Genomic DNA, 23,511 nt, shown 5'->3' with positions numbered 1-23,511 from the left:
GCCACCCGCATCACCCGGGCCCGACGTCACACGGGCCCGGCTCCGCCACCACGCAAGCCCGCTCGACCACGCTGGCGCCCTGCCCCGACAAGGCCACCCGACAGCACCACGGCAACCCGGCCGTGAATCCGGATCGGCCACCCGTCGGCCACCACCCAGCCGGGGGTCCCCCAGGCACCGCTGATCCAGACTGCGCATCATCCGAGCGGAGGTCCGAGATGTCCCCGTGAGCGAGCCACCCGCTGAGCAACCCCATCAACGGTGAGTCCACCGCGCTGCCGACGCCCGTACTACCCGGGTGCCGCCAGGCCGGCGGCAGGCTGCGCGCCACAGCGTCCGTCCGTAGCCGCCTGCGCCACGCGATCTCCAGGCCGGCGTACGCCGCGCCCAAGCGAGGTGTCCTGGCTGGACACCGACCACGGACGGACCACCGGCATCGTCACCGCCGGCGACGCACTTGCGGGATGCACTATGGCCCTGACCAGGGTGTTTACCTGGCCAGGGCCACAATGACAGACGAGTCGAGCTGTACGCGAGCAACAGGTACCCGTCTCCGACAACCTGGCTCGCCGACTGGAACAACCACTCCCGACCGTTCGTCTGACGAAAACCGCCGACGCGATCCTCGACAAGGTCGCGGCATACCGCCGACGAACCTCTGACTCAGGTCACCAGCACGTCACCGTCGTGGGGCCGGGGCCCGTCCGGACTCCGGTCCTACGACTCCTACGACGCTTCCGGCTCGGAACGGGACCTGCGCCCGATGTCCGGGCCGCACGCCCCTGCCTACCCTCGGAGGTGTCAGCACAGACAGGCTTCCACGCTGTCGAGGAGGGCGCACCCATGTCCGTCGACCTGAACCACACCATCGTCGCCGCCCGTGACAAGAAGGTGTCGGCCCGGTTCCTCGCCGACATCCTCGGCCTGGAAGTGGGCTCGCAGTACGGCCCGTTCCTCCCGGTAGAGACCGCCAACGGCGTCTCCCTCGACTACATGGACACCGACGAGGAGCACATCCGGCCCCAGCACTACGCCTTCCTGGTCTCGGAGGACGAGTTCGACGCGATCTTCGCCCGCATCACGGCGGCCGGGCTCACCCACTGGGCGGACCCGTCCCACCACCGTCCCGGTGAGATCAACCGGAACGACGGAGGCCGCGGCACGTACTTCGACGACCCGGACGGGCACAGCATGGAGATCCTCACGCGGCCGTACGGGAGCGGCGAACCGGACTGAAGCGGGGAGCGCCGGCCGGAGCTGAGTCACGTCTGTACGGGAGTCCCATCTCGTCGGCCGACCCAGCCCTTGTCACACCTCCTCGGCCGGATCGGCGTCCTCGCAGTGGGCCCTGTACGGACAGCGAAGCCGAACAGAAAGCCGCCGCCGGCGGACGTCACGGGCGCCTCCCAAGCTGCAAAGGCAGCCGGGAACCGGCGTCCATGCCGCTGCGGATGATCTGAACTGCGCGCCGTACCTGTCCGGGTCGGGCCATGGACGGCCATCGCCTGCGCGACCACGCCAAGGGGATCGACCGGGACAGCTTCGAACTCGCTTCGGAGATGTTTTTCGGCGGCCTTACCACGCTGCATGCCGCGTCACCGCCCCCGAAGCCCTCGGCCAACTTCCGATCGCACGAAGCGTCGTTGGCGGTTTTCGCGCCATGGGCGGTGTTGACGGCGCCAGCGGCGTTCGCTCCCACACCTCTGTCGCTCCATGCTGCGGGCGAGCCGACGGTGCGACCCCTGCCTTGCCCTGCGCGATGGGCCACCTCTAAGCTCACGCCCCGAACGTCGTTCGGTACAGGTGGGGCCGTGCGGCGCTCCTGGCGCATGCGCCCTGGTTTTGCGGAGGCCGCCCGCGAGCTCGAGGGTCGCTGTCTGTGTGCGTGCGGGCCGGTCGCCGTCGGCGGCCAGCCCTGCGCCACGGCCTGACCCTTGGCCGTCACGCCCTGTCCTCACTGCCCGCAGGCGGCCAGCAGGAGTTGATCTCGTGTACGAACCATATACGTATCAGTCGCACGGGCGACCACCCGAGCCGTACGGGCCACCGCCGTCGTACGTCCGCAGCCCGTACGGGGAGCCGGCGCACGAGGAGCCGGACGTCACGACGGACGTCGTCCGGCTGCGTACCGAGCGCCGTTCCAGGATCATCCCCGTCGCCGCCGCCGTGGTGGGCTTCTACCTGCTCAACGCCCTCCTTTCCAACCTGGCCGGAGGGCTGATGGCGGTCAGGCTGGTCGGTCATCTGAACGTCGGGCTCACCCTGGCGCTGCTGCAGTGCGCCACCACGCTCCTGGTGTGCCGCTGGTACTCGCGCTACGCACGCACCACCCTGGATCCGCTGGCCGAGAGGGTGCGCGCCGGACTCGAACCGAGAGGGGACCAGCGGTGAGTGCCTCTCAGCTTCCTTCCCAGATCGCGCACGACGGCAGCACCCTGAGCGTCTTCGCGATCTTCGTCGTCAGCGTCATCCTCATCGCTCTGTGGGGCGCGGCGGACACGGACACCCCCCGCCGCTTCTTCATCAGCGGCCGCGGACTGGGCTCCGCGCGGAACGGAATCGCCCTGTTCGGTGACTTCATATCGGCGGCGACACTTCTCGGAACGCCGGGGCTCATCGCACTGGCCGGGTTCGATGGCATCCCGTATCTGGTCGGGCCCATCGTCGTCTGGGCCGTCATCCTGCTGCTGATCGCCGAGCCGTTCCACAACACCGGCAGCTACACGGTGGCCGACGCTCTGGCGCGCCGGCTGCGGCCGCGGCCCGTCCATCTGGCCATGGGCCTCGCCACTCTGGTGATCTCGCTGTTCTACCTCACCGCCCAACTGGTGGGTGCCGGTGCGCTCGCCGCACCCCTGCTGGGCATATCCGGCGAGGCGGCCCAGAACTTCCTGATGGTCTTCCTCGGCATCCTGATGATCATCTATGTGGCCATCAGCGGTATGCACGGCGCGACGCTCGTGCAGGTGGTCAAGGCCGCCTTCCTGCTGGTCGCAAGCATCTTCCTGGCGCTGCTGGTGCTGGCGAAATTCGGCTGGAACCCCAGTGACCTGCTGGGAGCCGCGGCCCACCGCAGCGGCGTCGCGGAGAAGTTCCTCGGGCCCGGCGCCCGCTCCGAGGGGACCGGCATCGAACGGCTGGACAGGATGAGCCTCCAACTGGGTGCCCTGTTCGGAGCCGCTGCGCTCCCGCACCTGCTGATGCGCATGTGCGTGGTGCCCTCCGCTCGCGCTGCCCGGCGTTCGGTGCAGTGGACGGCGGTTCTGACGTGCGTGTTCTGTGTGACCGCGGGGATTTTGGGCTTCGGCGCTGCGGCGGTGCTCGGCCCGCAGGCCATCGTGGCCGGGAGCCCCTCGGGGAACACGGCCACCCTGCTGCTCGCCCATTCCCTGGGCGGGTCGTGGATGCTCACCGTCATGGCGTGCGTAGCGTTCGCCACGATCCTGGCGGTGGTGGCGGGTATCGCCCTCGCGGCCGCAACGTCTGTGGCGCACGACCTCTACGGCGCGGTGATCAGGCGGGGCCGCGCGACCGAGGAACAGGAACTGCTGGTCGCCCGGTGGGCGGTGGTGGGGATCGGTTCAGCGGCGACGGGCCTGTCCCTGATCGCCGGGCACATCAACATCTCCTTCGCCGCCGGGCTGGCCTTCGCCGTCGCGGCCTCCGCGATTCTCCCCGCGCTGCTGTACGGCCTGTACTGGCGGGGCTTCACGACCACCGGTGCGCTGTGGAGCATCTACGGCGGACTGCTCTCCTCGGTGGTCCTGGCCGCGCTGTCCCCCGGTGTGTCGGGAAGCCCGACCGCGCTGTTTCCCGATATGGACTTCAGCCTGTTCCCGCTGCAGTACCCCACCCTCGTCTCCGCCCCCGTGGGCTTCCTGCTGGGGTGGCTCGGCTCGGTGATGGGGAAGGGCAAGACGAACCCTGCCACGTACTCCGCCCTCGAGCTGCGCACATTCACAGGCGTGGACGGCCAGTCGGCACCACAAGGCCATGTGCCCACGTCATCGCCTGTTTTCCCCGGCCCCACCGGACGATCGAGGCACCGGTGACCACCCACTCCGTCGCGGAGGGACCCGTACCGCGGGTCCCTCCGCCGACCTCCCCGGCGAGCTCGTCACCCGGCTCCGGCGTCGTCGACGAGGGGGCACGTCGGCAGAGCAAGCTCCTGAAAGAGGAGCATGTACGGGCGACCATGGCGTGCCCGACGTTCGCGGCGATCGAGATGCACAGCAGGAACGCGAAGATGCACCACAGCGACCAGTAGGAGCCGCCCTCCGCTCCTGCGTCTGTGCGCCTGCGGATCGAGGTGACCGCCCCGGCGTTGAAGGTGAGACCCTCCAGGTCGCTGACGGCCGGCTCCGGGGAGAGCCCTCCAGTACCTGCTCGATCACCGCGCCTGACCGCTCGGATGCCCGCGGGCTGAGGCCGCCTGCTCTCCGCCCGGCGGAGCCGACGCCCGTTTTGCCAGCCGACTGTCATGGCTACTTCGATGGCTCCGTACGTAGCCGCGCGGTCCGGTTCGATCCGGTGTGGCAGGGGATCCGACGAACGCTCATGCGGCACAAGAAAGGGCCCTTGACCAGCGTGTTCGCTGGCCAGGGCCCCTTACGACAGAACGAGTCGAGCTGTACGCCGGGTTCTGTCTCCGCCGGGCCTCGCGGCCCGGTGGGAGGCGGCCATCCATCTAGGGCCGACGTTGCCGCCGGCCTCGTGCGGTCTACCCGCGGACTCGGGCTGGCAGCCCTCGATCGTCCGCGCAGGGCCGTCTCGCGACGGCCCCTCTTGACCTTGCTCCAGGTGGGGTTTACCGAGCCGTCCGAGTCACCTCGGACGCTGGTGGTCTCTTACACCACCGTTTCACCCTTACCGGAGGCCAGAGCCCCCGGCGGTCTGTTTTCTGTGGCACTGTCCCGCGGGTCACCCCGGGTGGGCGTTACCCACCACCTTGCCTTGTGGAGCCCGGACGTTCCTCGGCGGGATCCGGAGATCCCGACGCGGCCGCCCACTCGGCTCGTCTGCCGTAACCGGCATTCTACCTGCCGGTACCAAGGGCTCAGACGAATGTGGCCGTCCGCAGCGTGAAAGCGAAGGGAGCGGGCAGCTCAAGATCCTTTCCGTAGGGCACGGTGCACATCTGCCGGTAGTCATCGCCCTCCGGCTCGCTGAAGAGCGTCACCGACGAGTTCTCCCGGTCCACCAGCAGATACAGGGGAATGGCGCCGCGCGCGTAGCAGTGACGCTTCGGCCCGCGGTCCCTGTCCGGACCGTCCGAGGTCACCCCGACGACCATCGCCACCCCATCGCAGTCCATCCAGGACTCTGCGTCATCGAACAACGCGCGTTCTGCGATCGCGAAGGTGAGGTCCGGAGTGACGTGGTTCTTGGGACCCAGTCCGCCACGAGGCACCCTCAGCCCCTTGTTGCCGGACACGTCCATCTCCTCGGCGGCGCCCCGGCCCACCTGCCGGATGATGCGGCTGATGGTGCTCTCGTGAACTCCCGCGGGCGGCGGCGTCACGACAATCTCCCCCTCGATCAGCTCGGCCCGGAAGCCCTCGGGCGTTTCCAGAGCCAAGAAGCCCTCCAGCAGGACTTCCCCCTGCGGGAGCGGCTCGTGTGCCATGGCGCTCATGTCACGCACCTTCCCGTCTCACCGCCAGCGTAGGAATCCAGGGCCTCGGCACCCGGAGGAGAGAGAGTTCTTCCCCCGATCGTGGCACAGAACCGTGCACGGGGGCCGTACTCGCTTCTTCGCACCGCAGCGGATCGGCCGTGCGATCACCACCGCCGGCGGACGGCAACGTGCCGCCAGGTGAGCCGGGCACCGGGCGTTCCGGCAGGCCGGGGAGGCCATAGGCTGCGGCGGGGCCCCGTCTCACGTTTCTGAAGGAGAACCACCGTGCTCGTGCTGTTGCCGCCGTCCGAAGGAAAGGCCGCCGGCGGTTCCGGGGAGCCCCTGGAGCTCGACGGGCTGTCACTGGAAGGGCTTCATGAAGCGCGGGCAACGGTGCTCGACGAGCTGGTGTCCCTGTGCTGCGGTGACGAGGAGAAGGCTCGGGCGGTGCTCGGGCTGAGCGAGGGGCTGCGGGGTGAGATCGCCAAGAACGCCGGACTCCGGGCCGCCCCCGCCCGCCCCGCGGGTGAGATCTACACCGGCGTGCTCTACGACGCCCTGGACCTCGCCACCCTCGGTGCCGCGGCGCGCAAGCGGGCGCAACGTTCTCTGCTCGTCTTCTCCGGGCTGTGGGGTGCGGTCCGGGTCAGCGACCGCATCCCGTCCTACCGCTGTTCGATGGGGGTGAAGCTACCGGGGCCGGGCGCGCTCGGAGCGTACTGGCGGAGGCCGATGGCCGAGGTCATGCCGGAGGCTGCCGGGGACGGACTCGTGCTGGACCTGCGGTCCTCGGCGTACGCGACCGCCTGGAAGCCGAAGGGTGAGGTCGCGGACCGTACGGCGACCGTGCGTGTGCTGCACTCCCGGATCGTGGACGGGGTCGAGAAGCGGTCGGTCGTCAGCCACTTCAACAAGGCGACGAAGGGGCGGCTGGTACGGGACCTGCTGACGGCGGGCGCGGAGCCGTCGGGTCCGGAGGAGCTGGTGGAGGTCTTGCGCGGGCTCGGCCATGTGGTGGAGGCGGAGCCTCCCGCCAAGGCGGGCAGGGCGTGGCAGCTGGATGTGGTGGTCACGGAGATCCACTGAGGGGTCTTGTCAGCGCTTATGAGCGGGCGCCCCGAGGGGGTACCCGTTCGTTGCTCGTCGGCTGGTGCGGCAGGGGCGCACAGCATGTCCGGCTCAGGCGTGGGTCTTCGTCGGGGTGAGCTTTGCCCCTCGAGGGTCGAGAGGCTCCGAATCGTTGCGCTCTGCGCAACGGCCATTGCGCAGAGTTTGAGTCTGGGCAGGATCTCGCCCATGACTGCCGTTCTCGACCTCGCTCCCGTCATCCCGGTCGTGGTTCTGGAGGACGCCGCCGACGCCGTGCCCCTCGCCCGTGCCCTGGTGGCCGGTGGCCTGCCGGCGATCGAGGTCACGCTGCGGACACCCGCCGCCCCGTACGCGATCCGGGCCATCGCGGACGAGGTGCCGGACGCGGTGGTCGGTGCGGGGACGGTGCTCTCCGCGGCTGATGTGGATACGGCGGTCACCGCCGGGTCCCGGTTCCTCGTGAGCCCGGGGTGGACCGACCGGCTGCTCGCAGCGATGACGGCGTCCGGAGTGCCGTTCCTGCCGGGCGTCTCTACGGCCTCGGAGGTCGTCGCGCTGTTGGAGCGCGGCATCTCGGGGATGAAGTTCTTCCCGGCGGAGGCGGCCGGCGGGACGTCGTATCTGAAGTCGCTCTGCTCGCCTCTGCCGCAGGCCCGCTTCTGCCCGACAGGGGGAATCGGGGCGGAGTCGGCCCGCACGTATCTGGCGCTGCCGAACGTGGGATGCGTCGGCGGGACGTGGATGCTGCCGCGGGAGGCACTGTTGGCCAGGGACTGGGCACGGGTGGAACGGCTTGCACGGGAGGCCGCCGCACTGCGCGGCTGAGCCCGGAGCGCGCCCACCGACCGTAAGCGCTTGCCCCCCGAGCGTCGGGTGCGGGGCCCCGTACGCGGCTGGGAACCGCCGCCGTCGCCGCCGTGGCGGGCGAACGGCTCGGCGGCGACGGTCCGCCCGGCGCAGCACGACCTCAAGCCGTACGCGGCTCAGCGCCGTGCGGCCGGGCAGTCCGCGGCCCGTACGCCTGGCCAGGACAAGGGCGGCCTGTGCTCCCAGGACGACCGTGGATTCCCCCGGGGCCGGTTCGGCGGCTGCCGGTTACCTGCTCGCAGCCGGGAAGCGGTTGGGCCTCCGAAGGGAGGCGAACGGAAAGCCGTGGGCCCCCGGTCTCAGAGTCTCAGAGCCGGGGGCCCGACCGCCGTCACGTGCCTGCCGGGTCAGCGCAGGTGGCTTGTGTCGTTGAGGAGTCTCAGCGACGCGTTGCCGTCCGCGTAGTAGGCCACCGCCGAGAGGGACGCGGCCGCCAGTTCCATGCGGAAGAGAGATTCCGGTGGGGCGCCGAGGGCCAGGCGGGCGAGGGTCTTGACCGGGGTGACATGGGTGACCAGCAGGACCGTGCGGCCCGCGTGGCGGGCGATCAGTTTGTCGCGGGACAGGGCGACCCGGCGGCTCACCTGCGCGAAGCTCTCGCCACCCGTGGGCGCCGCCTTCGCCGAGGCGAGCCAGGCGTCGAGGTCCTCCGGGAAGCGCTCCCGTACCTCCGCGAAGGTCAGGCCCTCCCATGCACCGAAGTCGGTCTCCCGCAGTCCTGCGTCGATACGGACGTCGAGCCCGAGGCGGGCCGCGACCGTCTCCGCCGTCTCGCGGCATCGCCGCAGCGGTGAGCTGACGACCGCCTCGATCGTGCCGCGCGCGGCGAGCACCGAGGCGACCTGTTCGGCCTGGCGGCGGCCCGCGGGCGAGAGCTCGGGGTCGGAGCCGCCGCTGCCGGAGAAGCGCTTCTCCGGTGTCAGCGCGGTCTCCCCGTGCCGGAGCAGCACGAAGGTGGTGGGGACGCCGAGGTCCGCCGGGGCGGCCCAACCGGGAGGGGTGACCGGGGGCTCGGCGAGCGGCTCCGGTTCCGTGGTGAAGGCAGGGCGCGGGCCGCTCTCCAGAGCCGCCGTCGACCGGGACGGCTCCCACTGTTCACCCCGCTTGCCCGCGTCCATCGCCTCGTTCGCGAGCCGGTCCGCGAGCTTGTTCCGCTCGCGCGGGATCCACTCGTACGACACCCGGCCGGGCGGAAAGATCGTCTTCGCCTCCGCGGCCAGCGGGCGCATGTCCGGGTGCTTGATCTTCCAGCGGCCCGCCATCTGCTCGACGACGAGCTTGGAGTCCATGCGGACCTGGACCCTGGCCTCCGGGTCGAGGGCGTGGGCGGCGCGCAGACCGGCGATCAGACCCCGGTACTCGGCGACGTTGTTCGTGGCCGTACCGATGTACTCCGCGGTCTCGGCGAGCGGCTCGCCCGTGGTCGGGTCGAGGACCACCGCGCCGTAGCCCGCCGGCCCCGGGTTGCCCCGGGAGCCGCCGTCCGCCTCGACGACAAAAAACCGGTCCACGGGCTACAGCCCGGAGTCGGACGTACGGACCAGGATGCGGCGGCAGTTCTCGCACCGCACGACCTCGTCCGGGGCCGCGGCCCGTACCTCGTTCAGCTCGGTGATGTTGAGCTCCAGACGGCAGCCCTCGCAGCGCCGCTGGTAGAGCCGGGCCGCACCCACGCCGCCCTGCTGCACGCGCAGCTTCTCGTAGAGCTTCAGCAGGTCGGCCGGGACGGAGGCGGCCATGACCTCGCGCTCCTTGGTGACGGCGGCGATCTCGCTGTCGAACTCCTGCAGCGCCGCGTCCCTCCGGGCCACCGCGTCCGCGACCCTGGCCCGGACGGACTCCACACGCTCGGTGAGCTCGCCGGCCCGCTCCTGCGCCGACTCACGGCGCTCCATCACCTCGAGGACGATGTCCTCGAGGTCGCCCTGACGCTTGGCGAGGGAGGCGATCTCGTGCTGGAGGTTCTCCAGGTCCTTCGGGGAGGTCACCGCGCCGGAGTCGAGGCGCTGCTGGTCGCGGGCGGCGCGCTGGCGCACCTGGTCCACGTCCTGCTCCGCCTTCGTCTGCTCGCGGGCGGTGTCGCTCTCCTCGGTCTGGGCGGCGACCAGCAGGTCTCGCAGCTGCGCGAGGTCGGCGTTCTGGGTCTCGATCTCCGCGTGCTCCGGCAGCGTCTTGCGCTTGTGCGCGAGCTGCGAGAGACGGACGTCGAGGGACTGGACGTCGAGCAGTCGGATCTGGTCTGCGGGCGCGGCGTTCAGCTTGGGGCTCCTGGGGTGTGGGTGGGGACATCCGGACGGGAGCCCGAGGCGCCCGCCGGAGGGGTGGTGTCGGTGGCGTTCCCCATGCCGGAGGCCAGGGAAGGGCGGGACGACGCGTGAGCGGTCCAGGGATCGGTGACCGTACGGGAGATATGCGTACGCAGGTTCCAGCCGTGCCGGTCGGAGATCTCGTCGAGCTGGGCGGCGGCCTGCTCGGTCCAGGGCCACTCGGTGGCCCAGTGCGCGGCGTCCAGCAGCGCAAGCGGGCTCTGCTCCTGTGCCTCGGACGCCGGGTGGTGGCGCAGGTCGGCCGTGAGGTAGGCGTCCGCGCCCGCACGCCGCACATCGTCGAAGAGGCTGTCGCCCGAGCCGCCGCAGACCACGACGGTCCGTACCGTACGGGCCGGGTCGCCCGCGATACGGATGCCCTGCGCCGTGGCCGGGAGCCGGGCCGCGACCCGCTCGCCGAAGGCCTCCAGCGTCATCGGCTCGTCGAGCTCGCAGATGCGGCCGAGGCCCCGGCGGCCCTCCACGTCCGTCGGGTCCGGTACCAGCGGGCCGGTGATCCGCAGATCGAGCGCTCCGGCGAGGGCGTCGGAGACGCCCGGGTCGGCACGGTCGGCGTTGGTGTGCACCACGTGCAGCGCGACGTCGTTCTTGATGAGGGTGTGCACCACACGGCCCTTGAAGGTGGAGGCCGCGACCGTCGTCGTACCGCGCAGATAGAGCGGGTGGTGAGTGACGACCAGATCGGCACCGAGTTTCACGGCCTCGTCGGCGACCTTCTGAACGGGGTCGACGGCGAAGAGGACACGGGTGACCTCGGCATCGGGATCTCCGCAGACCGTCCCGACGGCGTCCCACTGCTCGGCCCGCTCGGGGGGCCAGAGGGCGTCGAGCGCGGCGATGACTTCAGACAGTGCGGGCACGGGTCAGAGGTTACCTCTCACCCGTGCCCTGAGGCGCTTCCACTGTGACCAGCCATCCCTCCCGCACCACCCCGGAGCCGCCGCAGACAGCACAGCCGACACCTCCGCCTCAGCGGAATCGGACAGGAGACACCCTTATGTGTGAAGCGGTGGAACGGGCACTGTTCGGCCGGAACGGCCAAAACTAGGTTCAGGCGCCGGAGGTGACCCCTGATGACGGCCTGCGCCCCTGCCCTGGAGACCACCGCTGACGGCGGCCCTGTACGACCGGCCGGACCACTGGCCGTAGGACCGGCCGGACCACCGGCTGAAGGACCCGCTGGACCACCGGCAGAGCGGCCGGCTGGGCCACCGCCTGGAACACCGGCTGAACGAGCGTCCGGTCCACCGGCCGTACGGCCCGCGCCGCTGACGATCTCCGCGGACGGCTCGTACGCGGCGCGGCTGGCGGCGGCCCCGGAGACCGGAAGCTGGTTCCCCGAGCGCTGGACGCTCGACGGCCCGGAGCCGTACGCCGTACCGCTGCCGGGCAGCCAGCCCGAGGAGCCGGGCAGCGCGCTGCTGCCGCTCACCGACGGGCGGGTGCTGATCTGCCGCCGTGTCGCGGACCGGTACGCGCTCTCCCTGCTCTACCCCACCGGCCCCGGCACCGGCGAACTGCCGCTCGGCAGCGTCGAATGCGAGCACCTCACCCTGCTGCCACCCTCTCCCGACGGGTCGTCCGCGTACGCGCTCGCCCCCGGTGAGCGCTCGACCCTGCTCTGGCAGGTCCACGACGGGCTGCCCCGTCAGGTGGGCCGGGGGGCCCTGCGGCCCCGGCTCGTCGCCGAACTGGCGGGCCGCTGTACGGGCGGCGCGTGGCTGGACCGTACGGGGCGCATGCTCGCGCTCGACCAGGAGGCAGGCGGCCGGGTGAAGGCCGTGGCCGTGGACCTCGGCCGGGACGGCGAGACCAGTCCCCTGCTCCAGATCACCGAGGAGAGCAACGACCGTCTGCTGCTGGCCGATCCGGACAGCGGACTGCTCCTCGTACGGTCGGACGCGCCCGGTCACGACCGGCTCGGCTGGGGGGTGCTCGGCAGCACACGACCGGTGCGCTTCCCCGAGGCGCTGCGGCTGCCGGACGCGGCGGTGACGCCCTTCGCCGTACAGCCGGGGCAGGTGCTGACGCCCGAGCACTGTGCGGTGGCCCTGCGCATCGACGGGGCGGCGGGCAGCTGGGTGGGTCTGTGGCGGCCGTCCGCACGGGAGTTGCGGCAGCTCTCGCCGCCGGCGGGGTGGCTGGCCGGGGCGGGCCTGTGGACGCCCGGGGGCGAACTGCGCCTGCCGTACGCGACGGTGGACGTGCCGTGCGGGCTGGCCCGGCTGACCGCGTCGGCGCTCCTGCCGGAGGGCCCCCGTCCGGCCTCCCGGCCGGTGACCCGGCCCCCACGCATTGCGGCGCCCTCGCCGGTCCAGGAGCCCTCGCCGGTCCAGGAGCCCCGGCCGGTCCAGGAGCCCTCGCCGATCCAGGAGCCCTCGCCGGTCCAGGAGTTCCCCGCGGCAACGGAGCCCCTGCGGGTTCCCGCTCCCCGGCCGGTCCAGCAGCCCCTCTCGAGTACGGAGGCCCTGCGGGTCCCGGCCCCCAGGCCGGTCCGGGGGTCCCATGGGGGCACGGAGTCCTTGCGGGCTCCGCAGTCGCCGCCGGTTCCGCTGGTTCCGCCGCCCTTGCACGTTCCCGCCCCCCGCCCGGGCCAGGAGCCCCATGCGGGCAGGGAGCCCTTGCGGGCTCCGCAGTTTCGGCCGGTTCCACCGCCCCCGCCGACGACGCAATCTCCGTCGGTTACGCAGCCCCGGCCGGTTCCACAGCCCCTGGCGGTTCCGGAATCTCCACCGGTTGCGGGGTCCTCGCCCGACCTGGAGGTGCTCTCGGTCCCCGAGGCACGGTCCGTCCGACAGAATCCACCGACTCCGACTCCGACTCCGACTCCTGTGCCGCGGCCTGGCCGCAGGCCCCTTTTCGCGCCGGTCTCCCCCGCGGGCACGGGGCCCGCGCCGGTCCCGGAGGCCCTGTCGGCCCCACGGTCCGCACCGAAGCCCGTGTCCAGGCCGGGCCGGAGGGCCCTCTCGCTGCCCGTGTCGCTGCCGGGGCCGGAGTCCCTCTCGGTCCCGGTGTCACTGCCGCGCCATGGGTCACCGTCGGCCCCGCCGTCGGTGTCGGGCCCGCCGTCGGTGTCAAGCCCGGCCGTGGCACCGGGCCCGGAGGCACTGCCGGGCCATGTGTCACGGCCGGGCCGGGGGTCACCGGCGGATACGGAGTCCCCGGAGCCTCTGTCGGTCCCGGATGTGCGACCGGGCGCCGAGAGGGGTCACGACGGACCCGCCCCGGCGGCCACGGCCGACTTCCTGTGCGAGACCGGGCCTTGGCAGGAGCCGGAATCAGCCACGGCCCATCCGCCCAGACCCGTACCCCTTCAGCAGGCTCCGATGGCGAAACCCCGGTGGCTGCACGATCATCGGCCTGGTTAGAATTCTCCGGGGGCTACGTAGCTGAACGGGCCGGACACCGACGGTTACTCACCGGTCATGGGTAGGGCTGATTGACGCTCGTCGCCGGTCGGCTCGGCCGGTGCACCGCGCGCTGCTGCGGCAACCCCCTTGCGCACAGCACGGAGCGATTCGACGGGGTGACTTCCCACATGTCCGAAGCACGAAGCAACACCACCGAGGCGCGCCCGCAGGGGGCTGCCGGCGAGACGGCCTCCAGCCACGGCAAGCACCGGGGTCCGGCCGCGTCCGAGGACGCCCAGGGCCCCGCCCAGGGCCGCCACCGCCGTCCGGCGCAGGACCAGAGGTCCTGAGTCTGCCGTGCGGACCACGGGGCCCCGGCGGGACACCTCCCGCCGGGGCTCAGCCATCTCCGCAGCGTCGGGCGTTTTTACCCTCGCTTGAGGCCGAGGACCTCCGGCGCCGCGAAGGTCTCCTCCGGTGGGCGGTGCGAAGGCTGGACGGTGGTGCCGCGGACGGGGATCGGGCGGGTGCAGCTCGATCCGCTGGCCGCCGTGCAGGTCGGAAACGCAGCCCCTCCCCATGGGGAAGACCATTCACCAGGCGACTGACGCTTCGTCAAGAACCGCTCCGGAAACTCCTCTCCCGGCCATCGCCGGGAGGCCCCCCAGCCTGGGGCGACCGCCGCCGGTCCGGGCACCCGGCCGGCTCACCTCACGTCCGGAGATACGACGCACCATTGACGTCGAGAACCGTTCCCGAGCTCCACTGTGCTTCCGGTGACGCCAGCCACAGCACCGCCGCCGCGACCTCCTCGGGGCGGGCGACCCTGCCGAACGGGCTCTGCACCCGGATCTCCTCGCCCTCCGGGCCGGTCAGCCGGTGGGCGACCCGCTCGGTCTCGATGAAGCCGGGGGCCACCGACGCGACCGCGATCCCGTACGGGGCGAGAGCCACCGCCAGGGACTGGCCCAGGGCGTGCACCGCCGCCTTCGTCGCCGCGTACGCGGGGTGGTCGGGTTCGCCCCGGAAGGCGCCGCGCGAGCCGATGTTGACGATACGGCCGCCCGCGCTCTGGGCGATCATGCGGTGCGCCGCGAGGTGGCTGACGTTCGCGGTGCCGACCACATTGACGGCCGTGTGCCGCTGCCAGGCCGTCGACCACTCGGCGTAGAGCGTGGCGGCCGGCGGATGCGGCGTCATGACCGCGGCGTTGTTCACCAGCACGTCGATGCCGCCGAGGGCTCGCGCCGCGGCGTCCACGAACGCCTCCGTCTCCCCCGGGTCCGCGAGGTCACCGCTGACCAGGGCGTGACCCGTACCCGGGAGGCTCGCGAGGGTGGCCTCGGCCTCCTCGCGGCTGGTGCCGTAGTGGACGGCGACCTGGTCGCCGTTCGCGGCGAAGGCCAGGGCCACGGCCCGCCCCAGCCCGCGAGCCGCGCCGGTGACCAGTACGCGGCGCCCGCTGCCCGGGAAGTCGGGGAGGACAGGGGCCGGCTCCGGCTCGGGCACCACCAGGTCCGGCTCCGGAAGCGGCAGGGTGGAGCCGGGCTCGGGAACGGTCTCCGCAACGGCGGCCGGTACGGCTTGCGGTGCATGTTCCGGGACGGTCCCCGGGACAGAACCCGGCTCGGCACCCGGCTCGGACTGGGTCATGACGACTCTCCCCTTCTTCGTCCTGCGCTCGCTTCGGCCCCTTCCAGCCTAGGAGCCGCCTCCCCAACCCCTGCCCGTACACCCGTACGCCCGCAGACCCGTACGCCGACCCGCCCTCGTCCCCTCCGGAGGCGATCCGGCAGCATGGGCGGTCGGAGCCGTACGAGCAGGAGGACACCCATGAGCCCGGGCCCCAAGCCGGAGACACGTGCCGCGTTCGAGGCGGCCAAGGGCTTCATGCCGCTCGACGAGGGTCTCGCCCTGCATGCCGCGGCCACCGACGCCGCCGCCCTCGGCCTGCCCCTCCTGGAGGTCGGCACCTACTGCGGCCGTTCCACGATCCTCCTCGCCGACGCCGCGCGGGAGGCCGGGACCGTCGTCGTCACCGTCGACCACCACCGCGGCTCCGAGGAGCAGCAGCCGGGCTGGGAATACCACGACACCTCCGTCGTCGACCCGGAGGTCGGCAGGATGGACACACTCCCCACCTTCCGCCGCACCCTCCACCGCGCGGGCCTGGAGGACGACGTCATCGCGGTGGTCGGCCGGTCTCCGCGAGTCGCGGCCGTGTGGGGCAGGCCGCTCGGCCTGGTCTTCATCGACGGCGGGCACACCGACGAGCACGCTACGGCCGACTACGAGGGCTGGGCCCCGCATGTCGCCCCCGAGGGGCTTCTCGTCATCCACGATGTGTTCGCGGACCCGGCGGACGGCGGCCAGGCGCCGTACCGGGTCTACCGCCGCGCCCTCGCCTCCGGTGCGTTCACCGAGGTCTCCGTCACCCGCTCCCTCCACGTCCTCCGCCGTACGGGCGCGGGCATCTGAGCGGCCCCGATAGCATCGCGGAGTGTCCTATGGCAGCCCTCCCCCCGGCCCGCGCCGCGTGCGCCTGCGCACCCTGCTCCTCGTTACGGCCTCGCTCGTCCCGGCGTGCCTGGTGGGCTGGCCGGTGGTGCAGTCGGTGAGCGGTTCCGACGACGACGGCGCGAAGGGGGCCTCGGCGCGGCCGACGGCCTCGGACCGGTCCGCGAGCCCTCCCTCGGGGGGACAGCCGGGAGCAGCGTCCGGGACGCCTTCCTCCCCTGCCGCCTCGACGTCGGCCGGCGGCGACGGGCCGGGCGGCAAGGACGGCGGGAAGGACGAGCCCCGCGAGGGCGAGGACGGGGGCACGGGCGGCGGCCGAGCGCCCACCGGACCCCTCTCCGGGAAGGCGGTCGTCATCGACCCCGGCCACAATCCGCGCAATCGCGAGCACACCCGGGAAATCGCCCGCCTGGTGGATATCGGGACCAACCGCAAGGAGTGCGACACCACCGGCGCCGCCACCGACTCCGGTTACAGCGAGGCCCGCTTCACCCTCGACGTCTCCCGCCGGATCCGTACGCTCCTCGCCTCCCAGGGCGCGACGGTGAAGTTCACCCAGGACGACGACCGCGCGTACGGGCCGTGCGTGGACGAGCGGGCCAGGGTCGGGAACGAGGCGAAGGCGGACGCCGTGGTGTCCGTCCACGCCGACGGCTCGGCCGTCGGAAACCGCGGCTTCCATGTCATCCTCCCCGCGGCCGTGAAGGGCGGCGAGGCCGACACCTCGAAGATCGTCGGCCCGTCCCGGGAGCTCGGCGAGCGGATCGCCGGCAACTTCGTCCGCGAGACCGGCAGCGTCCCCTCCAACTACATCGGCGGCGGCACCGGCTTGGACGTCCGCTCCGACCTCGGCGGACTCAATCTGTCCACCGTCCCCAAGGTGTTCATCGAGTGCGGCAACATGCGGGACCCGAAGGACGCCGAGCGACTGACGAGCGCGAAGTGGCGCCAGAGCGCGGCGCGGGGCATCGCCGAGGGCGTCACGTCGTTCCTCGAGCCGTAGAGACTCCGTTCCGCCCGGAGTTCGGCGGGGTAAAGGCGGAAATAGCAGACCTCTGTGACCCGACGGACACCCCGCGCGACCACCCGCTACATTCATCCGTACGATGGGGGCCACCCCCGCGCCGCGCACCGCACGTACCGCCGGCGACAGCGACACCGACGAGACCGACGAAGGACTTCACGTGAACATCCGCTCCCTCACTCGAGGCGACGGCGTGGTGATCGGAGCAGCGGTGTTGCTGTTCATCGCCTCGTTCCTCGACTTCTACTCCGTTGACTGCAGCGGTGAGTTCTGCAACGACAGCGGGGTCCCCAGCGCGTGGGACTCCAAGCTCTTCCCCGTCCTTCCGTCGATCTTCCTCGCCGGCTTCATCGCCGCGGGCCTGATCGTCGGCGCCCGCTTCCAGCCCGCGGCGCGCAAACTGGCCGGGCTCGGGCTCGACCAGTGGGGCGTCGCGCTGGCCGTATTCGCCGCGTGGACGGCGCTGTGGACGCTCATCGGGGGCCTGGACGTCGACAAGGGGGTCGGCCAGATCCTCGGTGTGGTCGGGGCCCTCGCGCTCGCGGCGGGGGCCGTGCTGAGCACCCGTATCCCGGCCCTCCAGGTCCCGTTGCTGGGCGCCCCGCGCCCGCAGGCCCCCTCCCCCTACGGAGCCCAGCCGAACCAGGGCTACGGCTACCCCGGCCAGCAGGGCGCCCCGTCGCCGTACGGTGCGCAGCCCGGACAGCCCGGTGGCCAGCAGCCGTTCGGCGGCCAGCCGCAGCCCGGTCCCGCCGCGGGGCCGCACGGCGGCCAGCCGGGTCCGGCCGGCGGCGACTTCGCACCCTTCTGGTTCGCGGTGCCCGTTGCCCGCCCGCTGTACTCCGAGGACGGCTCGCCGTCGCCGATCGCCGAACTGGCGCCCGGCACCTGGTACCTCGCGGTCGACCAGCGCGGTCCGGCGCTCATCGCGCAGACCCAGGACGGCCGCCGCGGTGTGCTCCAGGACACGACCGGCATCCAGCGCGGCTGAACCGGCTCCCAGCGGTACGCCCCGGCCCCTCGCCCTCGTGGGCGGGGGGCCGTTGCCGTCTCCGCGGCAGGCCCGTACGGTCAGCAAAGTGACCAGGCGTCAGCCATACGCGGTCGCCGCACTCCTCGCCCCTCCCCGACGACGCTCAGGGTGCCGGCCGAGCTGAAGGGGTGAGCGGCGCACCTCGTTGAAGAGCCCGCAGCCGGAGCTGGACCCGGTGGCCGGACGAACGTCGACGGGAGCCCTCAGCCGAAGCTGACCCGCTCCAGCCAGAAGTCCAACACCTCCGGCTCGCCGAGGACCTCCACCCGGTCGCTGTCCGCCGGGAGCCGCCGGTAGAACACCCGCAGGACGTCGGCCATCGGCCCGCGTACCGCCACGGTGGCCTTCGCGTGGGCGCGCCGCCAGCTGAAGCCGTTCTCCCCGAGCGTGATCAGCCATTCGGCGTTCAGCGTCGCGGGGGTGTCCGTGGCGTGCAGATGGATGGACCGGCCCGAGCCGCGGAGATCCGCGAGCCGGGGCGAGAACGCGGCTGCCTCGGGAGTGGCCAGGATCTCCAGCCACTCATCGACCGTATCGGCCGCGATCACCGGGTCGACGGTGAACTCCTGACCCACCGTCATCTGCGCATCCGCCCGGTGGATCACCGTCTCATGGGTCATCCGCCGGGCCCAGAAGGCCGACGTCGGCTTCAGCGCCCAGGTCCATACGTCGGTGTCGGGTCCGGCCTCGCGCAGGGTGGCCGCGAGTCGTTCGGCGCCCGCCGCCAGCCATGCGTCGAGCCCCGCGGGGCCGGCGGCCTCCGGGGTGGTGTCCGCGAGCTGGTCGTGCGGGAGGTACGCCGTCGCCCTGTCCCGTACGAGGGCCTCGGCCCAGCGGTGGGCCCGGCCGACGTGGAGGGCGAGGTCACGCAGGGCCCAGTCGGGACAGGTGGGGACGGTCGCCGACAGATCGGCACCGGCCAGCGCGCTCCGCAAGAGGCCGGTCTGGGCGACGATTTCATTGCAGTACTGGTCGTGCGCGACAGGGGTCATGCTCCACAACCTACGGCACGGGTTTCCTGCCACGGGAAGCGGCAAGACGTTCGCCATGTCCAGACTTTATAGCTCAGGGAGCAACACCGCTGCCACGATCCTCGCCGCCGTCGCGGACATCGCCGCCGTCATCCTCGGCCTGTGGATCGTCATGTACTGGCTCGACGCCAACCGGGCGAACGACCTGGTGGACTTCGTCCAGGACGCCGCGCGCTGGCTGGCCGGCTGGTCCCACGACCTGTTCACCGTGGACCCGGACTGGCTGCGCGTCCTCCTCAACTACGGCCTGCCCGCCGTGGTGTACCTCTTCATCGGGCACGCCGTCGCGGGCCGTATGCGCCGCGTCTGAGGCCGGCGGCAGGAGTTCGGCGCCGAGGTCGGCGCCCCTGCGGAGCTGAGGAGTTTTTTCCGCCCTCAGCAGCAGTCCGGATCCAGACCGGACGGCAGCCGCTCGCCTCCGAAGACCGCGATGGTCGCCTCGTCCCCGCCGAGCGCGGCTACGGCCAGCAGCAGCGAGCCTGCGGTCCAGGCGGTGAGTTCCTCCGGCCACACCGCGTCGTCCTCGAAGACATAACCGGTCCAGTACATGCCGTTGTCGGCGCGCAGATGCTGGATCCACTGGAGGATCCGCACCGCGCTGTCGGACTCGCCCATGGCCCAGAGCGCGAGCGCCAGTTCGGCGCTCTCGCCGCCCGTCACCCACGGACGGTCGGAGACGCAGCGTACTCCGAGGCCGGGGACGACGAAGCGGTCCCAGTCCGCCTCGATGCGTTCCTTGGCCTGTGCTCCGGTGACGGCTCCGCCGAGGACCGGGTAGTACCAGTCCATGGAGTAGCGGCCCTTGTCGAGGAAGCGCTCGGGGTGGTGCCGGATCGCATGGCCGAGCCAGCCCGCCGCCAACTCCCAGTCGGGCTGCGGCTCGCCGCGCTGCTCCGCGATCGCCAGGGCGCAGCGGAGCGCCTGGTGGATGGAGGACGATCCGGTGAGCAGGGCGTCGCGCACCGCCGTACCGTCGTCCTCGCGCTTCCAGCCGATCTGTCCGCCGGGCTGTTGGAGACCGAGAACGTATTCCACGGCGGCGTGGACGGTGGGCCAGAGCCGGTCGAGGAAGGTGTCGTCGCCGGTGGAGAGGTAGTGGTGCCAGGCGCCGACGGCCACATAGGCGATGAAGTTGGTCTCGCGGCCGGGGTCGCCGGGTTCGTCGGCGGCGACGCCGGCGGGGCGGTCGGGGTAGGCCGCGTACCAGGAGCCGTCGGGGTTCTGGTGGTCGGCGAGCCAGCGGTAGGCGGCCTCGGCCCGCTCGTGTTCCCCGGCCGCGTCGAGCGCCATGGCGGCCTCGACATGGTCCCAGGGGTCGAGGTGGTGCCCCCGGAACCACGGGATGGCGCCGTCCGCGCGCTGTACGGCGAGGATGCCCGCGACCGTCTGCGCGGCCTCCGCGGCGGTCAGCACTCCCGGCAGGACGAGGTGTTCGGTGCGGCCCGGACTCGTCACGCCGTACCCTCCGACCGGTCCGGGGCGGTCAGGCCCGCGGGGGTGTGGGGCTTGGTCGCGTAGGCCACGAAACTCTTGCCGATCAGCGGGTTCAGCGCCCGCTCCGCGACCCGCGTGGCCAGCGGCCTCTTCATGATGTCCCAGACCAGCAGCTTGTGGTACGCCTTCACCGGCAGCGCCTGGTCGTTGTCCACACCGAAGGCGCACTTGAGCCACCAGTAGGGCGAGTGCAGCCCGTGGGCGTGGTGCGTGCCGTACGGGCGGAGCCCCGCCTCGCGCATCTTCCGCAGCAGTTCGTCGGCGCGGTAGATCCGGATGTGGCCGCCCTCGACCTCGTGGTACGCGTCGGAGAGCGCCCAGCAGACCTTCTCGGGCCCGTAGCGGGGCACCGTCACCGCGATCCGCCCGCCGGGCCTGAGGACGCGGACCATTTCGGCGAGTACGCCCTTGTCGTCCGGGATGTGTTCCATCACCTCGGAGATGATCACGACGTCGAAGCTGTCGTCGGGGAAGGGCAGGGCGAGCGCGTCGCCTTCCATGGCGGTGGCCGTGGCGCCCGCCGGGACCTCGCCGGCCTCCTTCATGGCGGCGAACCAGGTGGCGACTTCGCGGATCTCCTCACCGTTGCGGTCGAGGGCGACGACCTGCGCTCCGCGCCGGTAGCACTCGAAGGCATGGCGCCCGGCGCCGCAGCCCAGGTCGAGCACGCGGTCGCCTGCGGCGAGCGGGAAACGGGTGAAGTCGACGGTCAGCACTGGCGTCTGCTTTCGTCCGGGCGGGTGGGTCGTGGCGGTGTCGGGGCGCTGGAAGCTCGGGGCGCCGGCGGGGCTCGGGCGGTGGTGGGGCTCAGGCGGTGGGTACGGTACGGGCCTGCCGCACCATGGCTTCGCGGTAGTGCTCGGCCGTGCCCCGGGCCGCCTGCTCCCAGGTGAAGCGGCGCAGGACGCGTTCCCGCCCGGCTGTCCCGAGTCTGCGCCGCAGTTCGGCGTCGTCCAGGACACGGCCGAGGGCGGCCGCCAGCGCTCCCGCGTCCCCGGGAGGCACGGCCAGGCAGGTCTCGCCGTCGGGTCCGGCGACCTCGGGGATGGCCCCTCCGGTGGTGGCGACGAGCGGGGTGCCGGTGGCCATGGCCTCGGCGGCAGGCAGCGAGAAGCCTTCGTAGAGCGAGGGCACACAGGCGACCTGGGCACCGCGCACCAGGTCGGCCAGCTCCTCGTCGGTGATGCCCTTGACGAACTCCACGGCGCCCTCGAGGCCGTAGCGCTCGATGGCGGCGGCGACCGGGCCGTCCTCGGCGCGCTTGCCGACCACGACCAGATGGGCGCGGGGGTTCTCCGTACGGAGTTTGGCGAGCGCTTCGACGAGATGGACCAGGCCCTTGAGGGGGACGTCGGCGCTGGAGGTGGTGACGATCCGGCCGGGAATCTCGGCCACGGCCGGGTCGGGCGAGAAGAGCCGGGTGTCCGCGCCGATGTGCACCACGTGAATACGGTCCCCGGGCACCCCGAGGTGGTCGACGATCTCCTGCCGCGACGAGCCGGAGACGGTGAGGACGGACGGCAGCCGGCGGGCGACGCGCTTCTGCATCCGGGTGAACCCGTACCAGCGGCGGACCGAGACGCGGCGCCTCCAGCCGGCCGCGGCGTCGAGGTCCAACTGCCGGTCGACGGTTATCGGGTGGTGGATGGTGGTGATGAGCGGGAAGCCGATACGGCCGGTGCCGAGCAGACCGTAGCCCAGGGTCTGGTTGTCGTGGACGACGTCGAACTCGCCCCGTCGGCCGGCGAGGTGGCGGCGGGCGCGGAGACTGAAGGTCAGCGGCTCCGGGAAGCCGCCGGTCCACATGGCGGCCACTTCGAGGGCGTCGATCCAGTCGCGGTACTCACCGGGCCGGGGAGTGCGGAACGGGTCGGGCTGCCGGTAGAGGTCCAGGCTGGGCAGCTCGGTGAGGGTCACGCCGGCGTCGAGCACCGGGTACGGCTGGGCGCCGATGACCTCGACGCTGTGGCCGAGCCGGGCGAGCTCACGGGAGAGGTGGCGTACGTAGACGCCCTGGCCCCCGCAGAACGGGTTCCCCTTGTAGGTGAGCAGTGCGATGCGCAGCGGACGGTCGCCGTCGGTTGCGGGCTCCCCGCCAGGGGGGCGGCGCGCGGCTGCCTGTACGGCCTCAGCGGTCACTCTCGGCCCCCTCCTCACTGCAGTTCTGCCGGAGCGTAACCGCTCGCGCTAATCTAGAACAAGTTACAGACTTGATCGTTCAAGGAGCATCGAATCTACCGGCAGGTAGCGCACCCGGAAGGCCTGGAACAGGTGATTCCCGCCACGGCACGGCCCCTGCCATGTTGTGCGGATCTTGCCGAGCAGCCCCTGAACCGCAGGCCAGAGGCCCCGTCGGGAGCCCCGGCCCCTCCGCAGCTTTCGACGAAAAACACGGATGTCACGGAATGGGAAACATGACGACAGAACCCACGACGTCCTCCACGCCCCTGACTGAGCGTCAGGAAGCGCGGCGCCGTCGGATCCTGCTCGCGAGCGCACAGCTGGCCGGCCGCGGGGGGTTCGACGCCGTCCAGATGCGCGAGGTGGCCGAGCTCTCGAACGTGGCGCTCGGCACCCTCTACCGCTACTTCCCGTCCAAGGTGCATCTGCTCGTGGCGACCATGCAGGACCAGCTCCAACACCTGCACGAGACCCTGCGCAAGCGCCCGCCCACCGAGGAGGAGCCCGCGGCCCGGGTCGCGCAGACCCTGATGCGGGCCTTCCGTGCGATGCAGCGGGAACCGCATCTCGCGGACGCGATGGTACGGGCTCTGACCTTCGCCGACCGCTCGGTGAGCCCCGAGGTGGACACCGTCTCCCGGCTGACCACCGCGATCATCCTCGAGTCCATGGGACTGGACGGCCCGCCCACCCCCGAGCAGCTCTCCGCGGTGCGGGTCATCGAGCACACCTGGCACTCGACCTTGATCACCTGGCTCTCCGGGCGCGCGTCGATCGCCCAAGTGAAGATTGACATCGAGACGGTCTGCCACCTCATCGACCTCACCGCGCCCCGGTAGCGCAACAGCTCAGCCGGGGGCGCGCGATTCCTTGGGTCACACGCCGGGCGCACGATGTGCCGCCCCTGCGCCCCTGCGCCCCCCTCATGGCCGGTTCTCCCGTACAGGACGGGGCAACGGCTTGTATGAATTGACGGCGTGC

Annotated in this window: 22 protein-coding genes and 1 other RNA gene; 13 read left to right on the top strand and 10 right to left on the bottom strand. The window is 71.9% G+C overall.

The genetic code is table 11. From position 1 onward, the window contains the following. Positions 1 to 843: 843 nt before the first annotated feature. From ACTWQE_RS14815 to ACTWQE_RS14800, 4 genes are all read left to right on the top strand, one after another. Positions 844 to 1,236: a VOC family protein gene (locus ACTWQE_RS14815; protein WP_443329386.1), complete on the top strand. Its 393-nt coding sequence runs from the start codon at positions 844 to 846 to the stop codon at positions 1,234 to 1,236. A 753-nt stretch (positions 1,237 to 1,989) separates the two neighbouring features. Beyond that, the gene (locus ACTWQE_RS14810) at positions 1,990 to 2,391 is read left to right on the top strand and encodes a DUF485 domain-containing protein (RefSeq protein ID WP_443329385.1); all 402 of its coding nucleotides are present in this window, start codon (positions 1,990 to 1,992) and stop codon (positions 2,389 to 2,391) included. Then, a complete protein-coding gene (locus ACTWQE_RS14805; RefSeq protein WP_443329384.1) occupies positions 2,388 to 4,052 on the top strand; it encodes a solute symporter family protein in 1,665 nt (554 codons plus the stop codon). The genes ACTWQE_RS14810 and ACTWQE_RS14805 overlap by 4 nt, the downstream gene beginning before the upstream one ends. Next, positions 4,049 to 4,267, top strand: coding sequence for a hypothetical protein (locus ACTWQE_RS14800; protein ID WP_443329383.1), 219 nt, complete (start codon positions 4,049 to 4,051; stop codon positions 4,265 to 4,267). The genes ACTWQE_RS14805 and ACTWQE_RS14800 overlap by 4 nt, the downstream gene beginning before the upstream one ends. 348 nt (positions 4,268 to 4,615) lie before the next feature. Here the strand turns inward: ACTWQE_RS14800 and rnpB are convergent. Then, positions 4,616 to 5,017, bottom strand: an RNA gene (gene rnpB / locus ACTWQE_RS14795) — RNase P RNA component class A. Positions 5,018 to 5,056: 39 nt separating this feature from the next. Next, positions 5,057 to 5,626 carry a Uma2 family endonuclease gene (locus ACTWQE_RS14790; protein WP_443329396.1) on the bottom strand — a complete coding sequence of 190 codons (570 nt, stop codon included), beginning with the start codon at positions 5,624 to 5,626 and terminating at the stop codon, positions 5,057 to 5,059. A gap of 276 nt (positions 5,627 to 5,902) precedes the next feature. On the opposite strand from ACTWQE_RS14790, the gene yaaA reads away from it, so the two are divergent. Both yaaA and eda read left to right on the top strand, forming a co-directional pair. Further along, entirely contained in the window at positions 5,903 to 6,703 is an 801-nt protein-coding gene (yaaA, locus tag ACTWQE_RS14785) for a peroxide stress protein YaaA (RefSeq protein ID WP_443329382.1), read from the top strand. Positions 6,704 to 6,913: 210 nt separating this feature from the next. Next, the gene (eda, locus tag ACTWQE_RS14780; RefSeq protein ID WP_443329381.1) at positions 6,914 to 7,531 is read left to right on the top strand and encodes a bifunctional 4-hydroxy-2-oxoglutarate aldolase/2-dehydro-3-deoxy-phosphogluconate aldolase; all 618 of its coding nucleotides are present in this window, start codon (positions 6,914 to 6,916) and stop codon (positions 7,529 to 7,531) included. 389 nt (positions 7,532 to 7,920) lie between these two features. Here the strand turns inward: eda and ACTWQE_RS14775 are convergent, their stop codons facing one another. From ACTWQE_RS14775 to ACTWQE_RS14765, 3 genes are read right to left on the bottom strand one after another with little or no spacing between them, the layout of a single operon-like run. After that, positions 7,921 to 9,084: a bifunctional RNase H/acid phosphatase gene (locus ACTWQE_RS14775; RefSeq protein WP_443329380.1), complete on the bottom strand. Its 1,164-nt coding sequence runs from the start codon at positions 9,082 to 9,084 to the stop codon at positions 7,921 to 7,923. Positions 9,085 to 9,087: 3 nt separating this feature from the next. Further along, a complete protein-coding gene (locus tag ACTWQE_RS14770) occupies positions 9,088 to 9,831 on the bottom strand; it encodes a zinc ribbon domain-containing protein (protein WP_443329395.1) in 744 nt (247 codons plus the stop codon). Beyond that, positions 9,828 to 10,760: a Nif3-like dinuclear metal center hexameric protein gene (locus ACTWQE_RS14765; protein WP_443329379.1), complete on the bottom strand. Its 933-nt coding sequence runs from the start codon at positions 10,758 to 10,760 to the stop codon at positions 9,828 to 9,830. The genes ACTWQE_RS14770 and ACTWQE_RS14765 overlap by 4 nt, the downstream gene beginning before the upstream one ends. 213 nt (positions 10,761 to 10,973) lie before the next feature. On the opposite strand from ACTWQE_RS14765, the gene ACTWQE_RS14760 reads away from it, so the two are divergent. Both ACTWQE_RS14760 and ACTWQE_RS14755 read left to right on the top strand, forming a co-directional pair. Further along, positions 10,974 to 13,268, top strand: coding sequence for a hypothetical protein (locus ACTWQE_RS14760; protein WP_443329378.1), 2,295 nt, complete (start codon positions 10,974 to 10,976; stop codon positions 13,266 to 13,268). Positions 13,269 to 13,438: 170 nt separating this feature from the next. After that, entirely contained in the window at positions 13,439 to 13,600 is a 162-nt protein-coding gene (locus ACTWQE_RS14755) for a hypothetical protein (protein WP_443329377.1), read from the top strand. A 361-nt stretch (positions 13,601 to 13,961) separates the two neighbouring features. Here the strand turns inward: ACTWQE_RS14755 and ACTWQE_RS14750 are convergent, their stop codons facing one another. After that, positions 13,962 to 14,903, bottom strand: a complete 942-nt coding sequence (locus ACTWQE_RS14750; RefSeq protein ID WP_443329376.1) for an SDR family NAD(P)-dependent oxidoreductase — start codon at positions 14,901 to 14,903, stop codon at positions 13,962 to 13,964. Between the two features lie 180 nt (positions 14,904 to 15,083). On the opposite strand from ACTWQE_RS14750, the gene ACTWQE_RS14745 reads away from it, so the two are divergent. From ACTWQE_RS14745 to ACTWQE_RS14735, 3 genes are all read left to right on the top strand, one after another. Continuing rightward, positions 15,084 to 15,728: a class I SAM-dependent methyltransferase gene (locus ACTWQE_RS14745; protein ID WP_443329375.1), complete on the top strand. Its 645-nt coding sequence runs from the start codon at positions 15,084 to 15,086 to the stop codon at positions 15,726 to 15,728. 22 nt (positions 15,729 to 15,750) lie between these two features. After that, positions 15,751 to 16,770, top strand: a complete 1,020-nt coding sequence (locus ACTWQE_RS14740) for an N-acetylmuramoyl-L-alanine amidase (protein WP_443329374.1) — start codon at positions 15,751 to 15,753, stop codon at positions 16,768 to 16,770. Between the two features lie 181 nt (positions 16,771 to 16,951). After that, the gene (locus tag ACTWQE_RS14735; RefSeq protein ID WP_443329394.1) at positions 16,952 to 17,782 is read left to right on the top strand and encodes a hypothetical protein; all 831 of its coding nucleotides are present in this window, start codon (positions 16,952 to 16,954) and stop codon (positions 17,780 to 17,782) included. A 245-nt stretch (positions 17,783 to 18,027) separates the two neighbouring features. On the opposite strand, the gene ACTWQE_RS14730 is transcribed toward ACTWQE_RS14735, so the two are convergent. Continuing rightward, complete coding sequence (locus tag ACTWQE_RS14730) at positions 18,028 to 18,816, bottom strand: maleylpyruvate isomerase family mycothiol-dependent enzyme (RefSeq protein WP_443329373.1); 789 nt, start codon at positions 18,814 to 18,816, stop codon at positions 18,028 to 18,030. A 55-nt stretch (positions 18,817 to 18,871) separates the two neighbouring features. On the opposite strand from ACTWQE_RS14730, the gene ACTWQE_RS14725 reads away from it, so the two are divergent. Next, positions 18,872 to 19,165, top strand: a complete 294-nt coding sequence (locus ACTWQE_RS14725) for a hypothetical protein (RefSeq protein ID WP_443329372.1) — start codon at positions 18,872 to 18,874, stop codon at positions 19,163 to 19,165. 65 nt (positions 19,166 to 19,230) lie between these two features. On the opposite strand, the gene ACTWQE_RS14720 is transcribed toward ACTWQE_RS14725, so the two are convergent. The 3 genes from ACTWQE_RS14720 to ACTWQE_RS14710 all read right to left on the bottom strand — a co-directional run bounded on the left by ACTWQE_RS14720 (position 19,231) and on the right by ACTWQE_RS14710 (position 22,488). Then, a complete protein-coding gene (locus ACTWQE_RS14720) occupies positions 19,231 to 20,310 on the bottom strand; it encodes a prenyltransferase (RefSeq protein ID WP_443329371.1) in 1,080 nt (359 codons plus the stop codon). Next, positions 20,307 to 21,065: a methyltransferase domain-containing protein gene (locus ACTWQE_RS14715; protein WP_443329370.1), complete on the bottom strand. Its 759-nt coding sequence runs from the start codon at positions 21,063 to 21,065 to the stop codon at positions 20,307 to 20,309. The genes ACTWQE_RS14720 and ACTWQE_RS14715 overlap by 4 nt, the downstream gene beginning before the upstream one ends. A gap of 91 nt (positions 21,066 to 21,156) precedes the next feature. Beyond that, positions 21,157 to 22,488: a glycosyltransferase family 4 protein gene (locus ACTWQE_RS14710; RefSeq protein ID WP_443329369.1), complete on the bottom strand. Its 1,332-nt coding sequence runs from the start codon at positions 22,486 to 22,488 to the stop codon at positions 21,157 to 21,159. 275 nt (positions 22,489 to 22,763) lie between these two features. On the opposite strand from ACTWQE_RS14710, the gene ACTWQE_RS14705 reads away from it, so the two are divergent. Beyond that, positions 22,764 to 23,369 carry a TetR family transcriptional regulator gene (locus tag ACTWQE_RS14705; protein ID WP_443329368.1) on the top strand — a complete coding sequence of 202 codons (606 nt, stop codon included), beginning with the start codon at positions 22,764 to 22,766 and terminating at the stop codon, positions 23,367 to 23,369. Positions 23,370 to 23,511 lie beyond the last annotated feature (142 nt).

The sequence above is a fragment of the Streptomyces sp. 8N706 genome (assembly GCF_052245415.1).
Classification (GTDB): domain Bacteria; phylum Actinomycetota; class Actinomycetes; order Streptomycetales; family Streptomycetaceae; genus Streptomyces.
This window is presented reverse-complemented; position numbering and strand designations above follow the sequence as displayed.

Coding starts and splice junctions, on each gene's coding strand:
- ACTWQE_RS14815 (WP_443329386.1), top strand. CDS start 844: ATGTCCGTCGACCTGAACCACACCATCGTCGCCGCCCGTGACAAGAAG.
- ACTWQE_RS14790 (WP_443329396.1), bottom strand. CDS start 5,626: ATGGCACACGAGCCGCTCCCGCAGGGGGAAGTCCTGCTGGAGGGCTTC.
- eda (WP_443329381.1), top strand. CDS start 6,914: ATGACTGCCGTTCTCGACCTCGCTCCCGTCATCCCGGTCGTGGTTCTG.
- ACTWQE_RS14760 (WP_443329378.1), top strand. CDS start 10,974: ATGACGGCCTGCGCCCCTGCCCTGGAGACCACCGCTGACGGCGGCCCT.
- ACTWQE_RS14755 (WP_443329377.1), top strand. CDS start 13,439: ATGTCCGAAGCACGAAGCAACACCACCGAGGCGCGCCCGCAGGGGGCT.
- ACTWQE_RS14750 (WP_443329376.1), bottom strand. CDS start 14,903: ATGACCCAGTCCGAGCCGGGTGCCGAGCCGGGTTCTGTCCCGGGGACC.
- ACTWQE_RS14745 (WP_443329375.1), top strand. CDS start 15,084: ATGAGCCCGGGCCCCAAGCCGGAGACACGTGCCGCGTTCGAGGCGGCC.
- ACTWQE_RS14730 (WP_443329373.1), bottom strand. CDS start 18,816: ATGACCCCTGTCGCGCACGACCAGTACTGCAATGAAATCGTCGCCCAG.
- ACTWQE_RS14725 (WP_443329372.1), top strand. CDS start 18,872: ATGTCCAGACTTTATAGCTCAGGGAGCAACACCGCTGCCACGATCCTC.
- ACTWQE_RS14705 (WP_443329368.1), top strand. CDS start 22,764: ATGACGACAGAACCCACGACGTCCTCCACGCCCCTGACTGAGCGTCAG.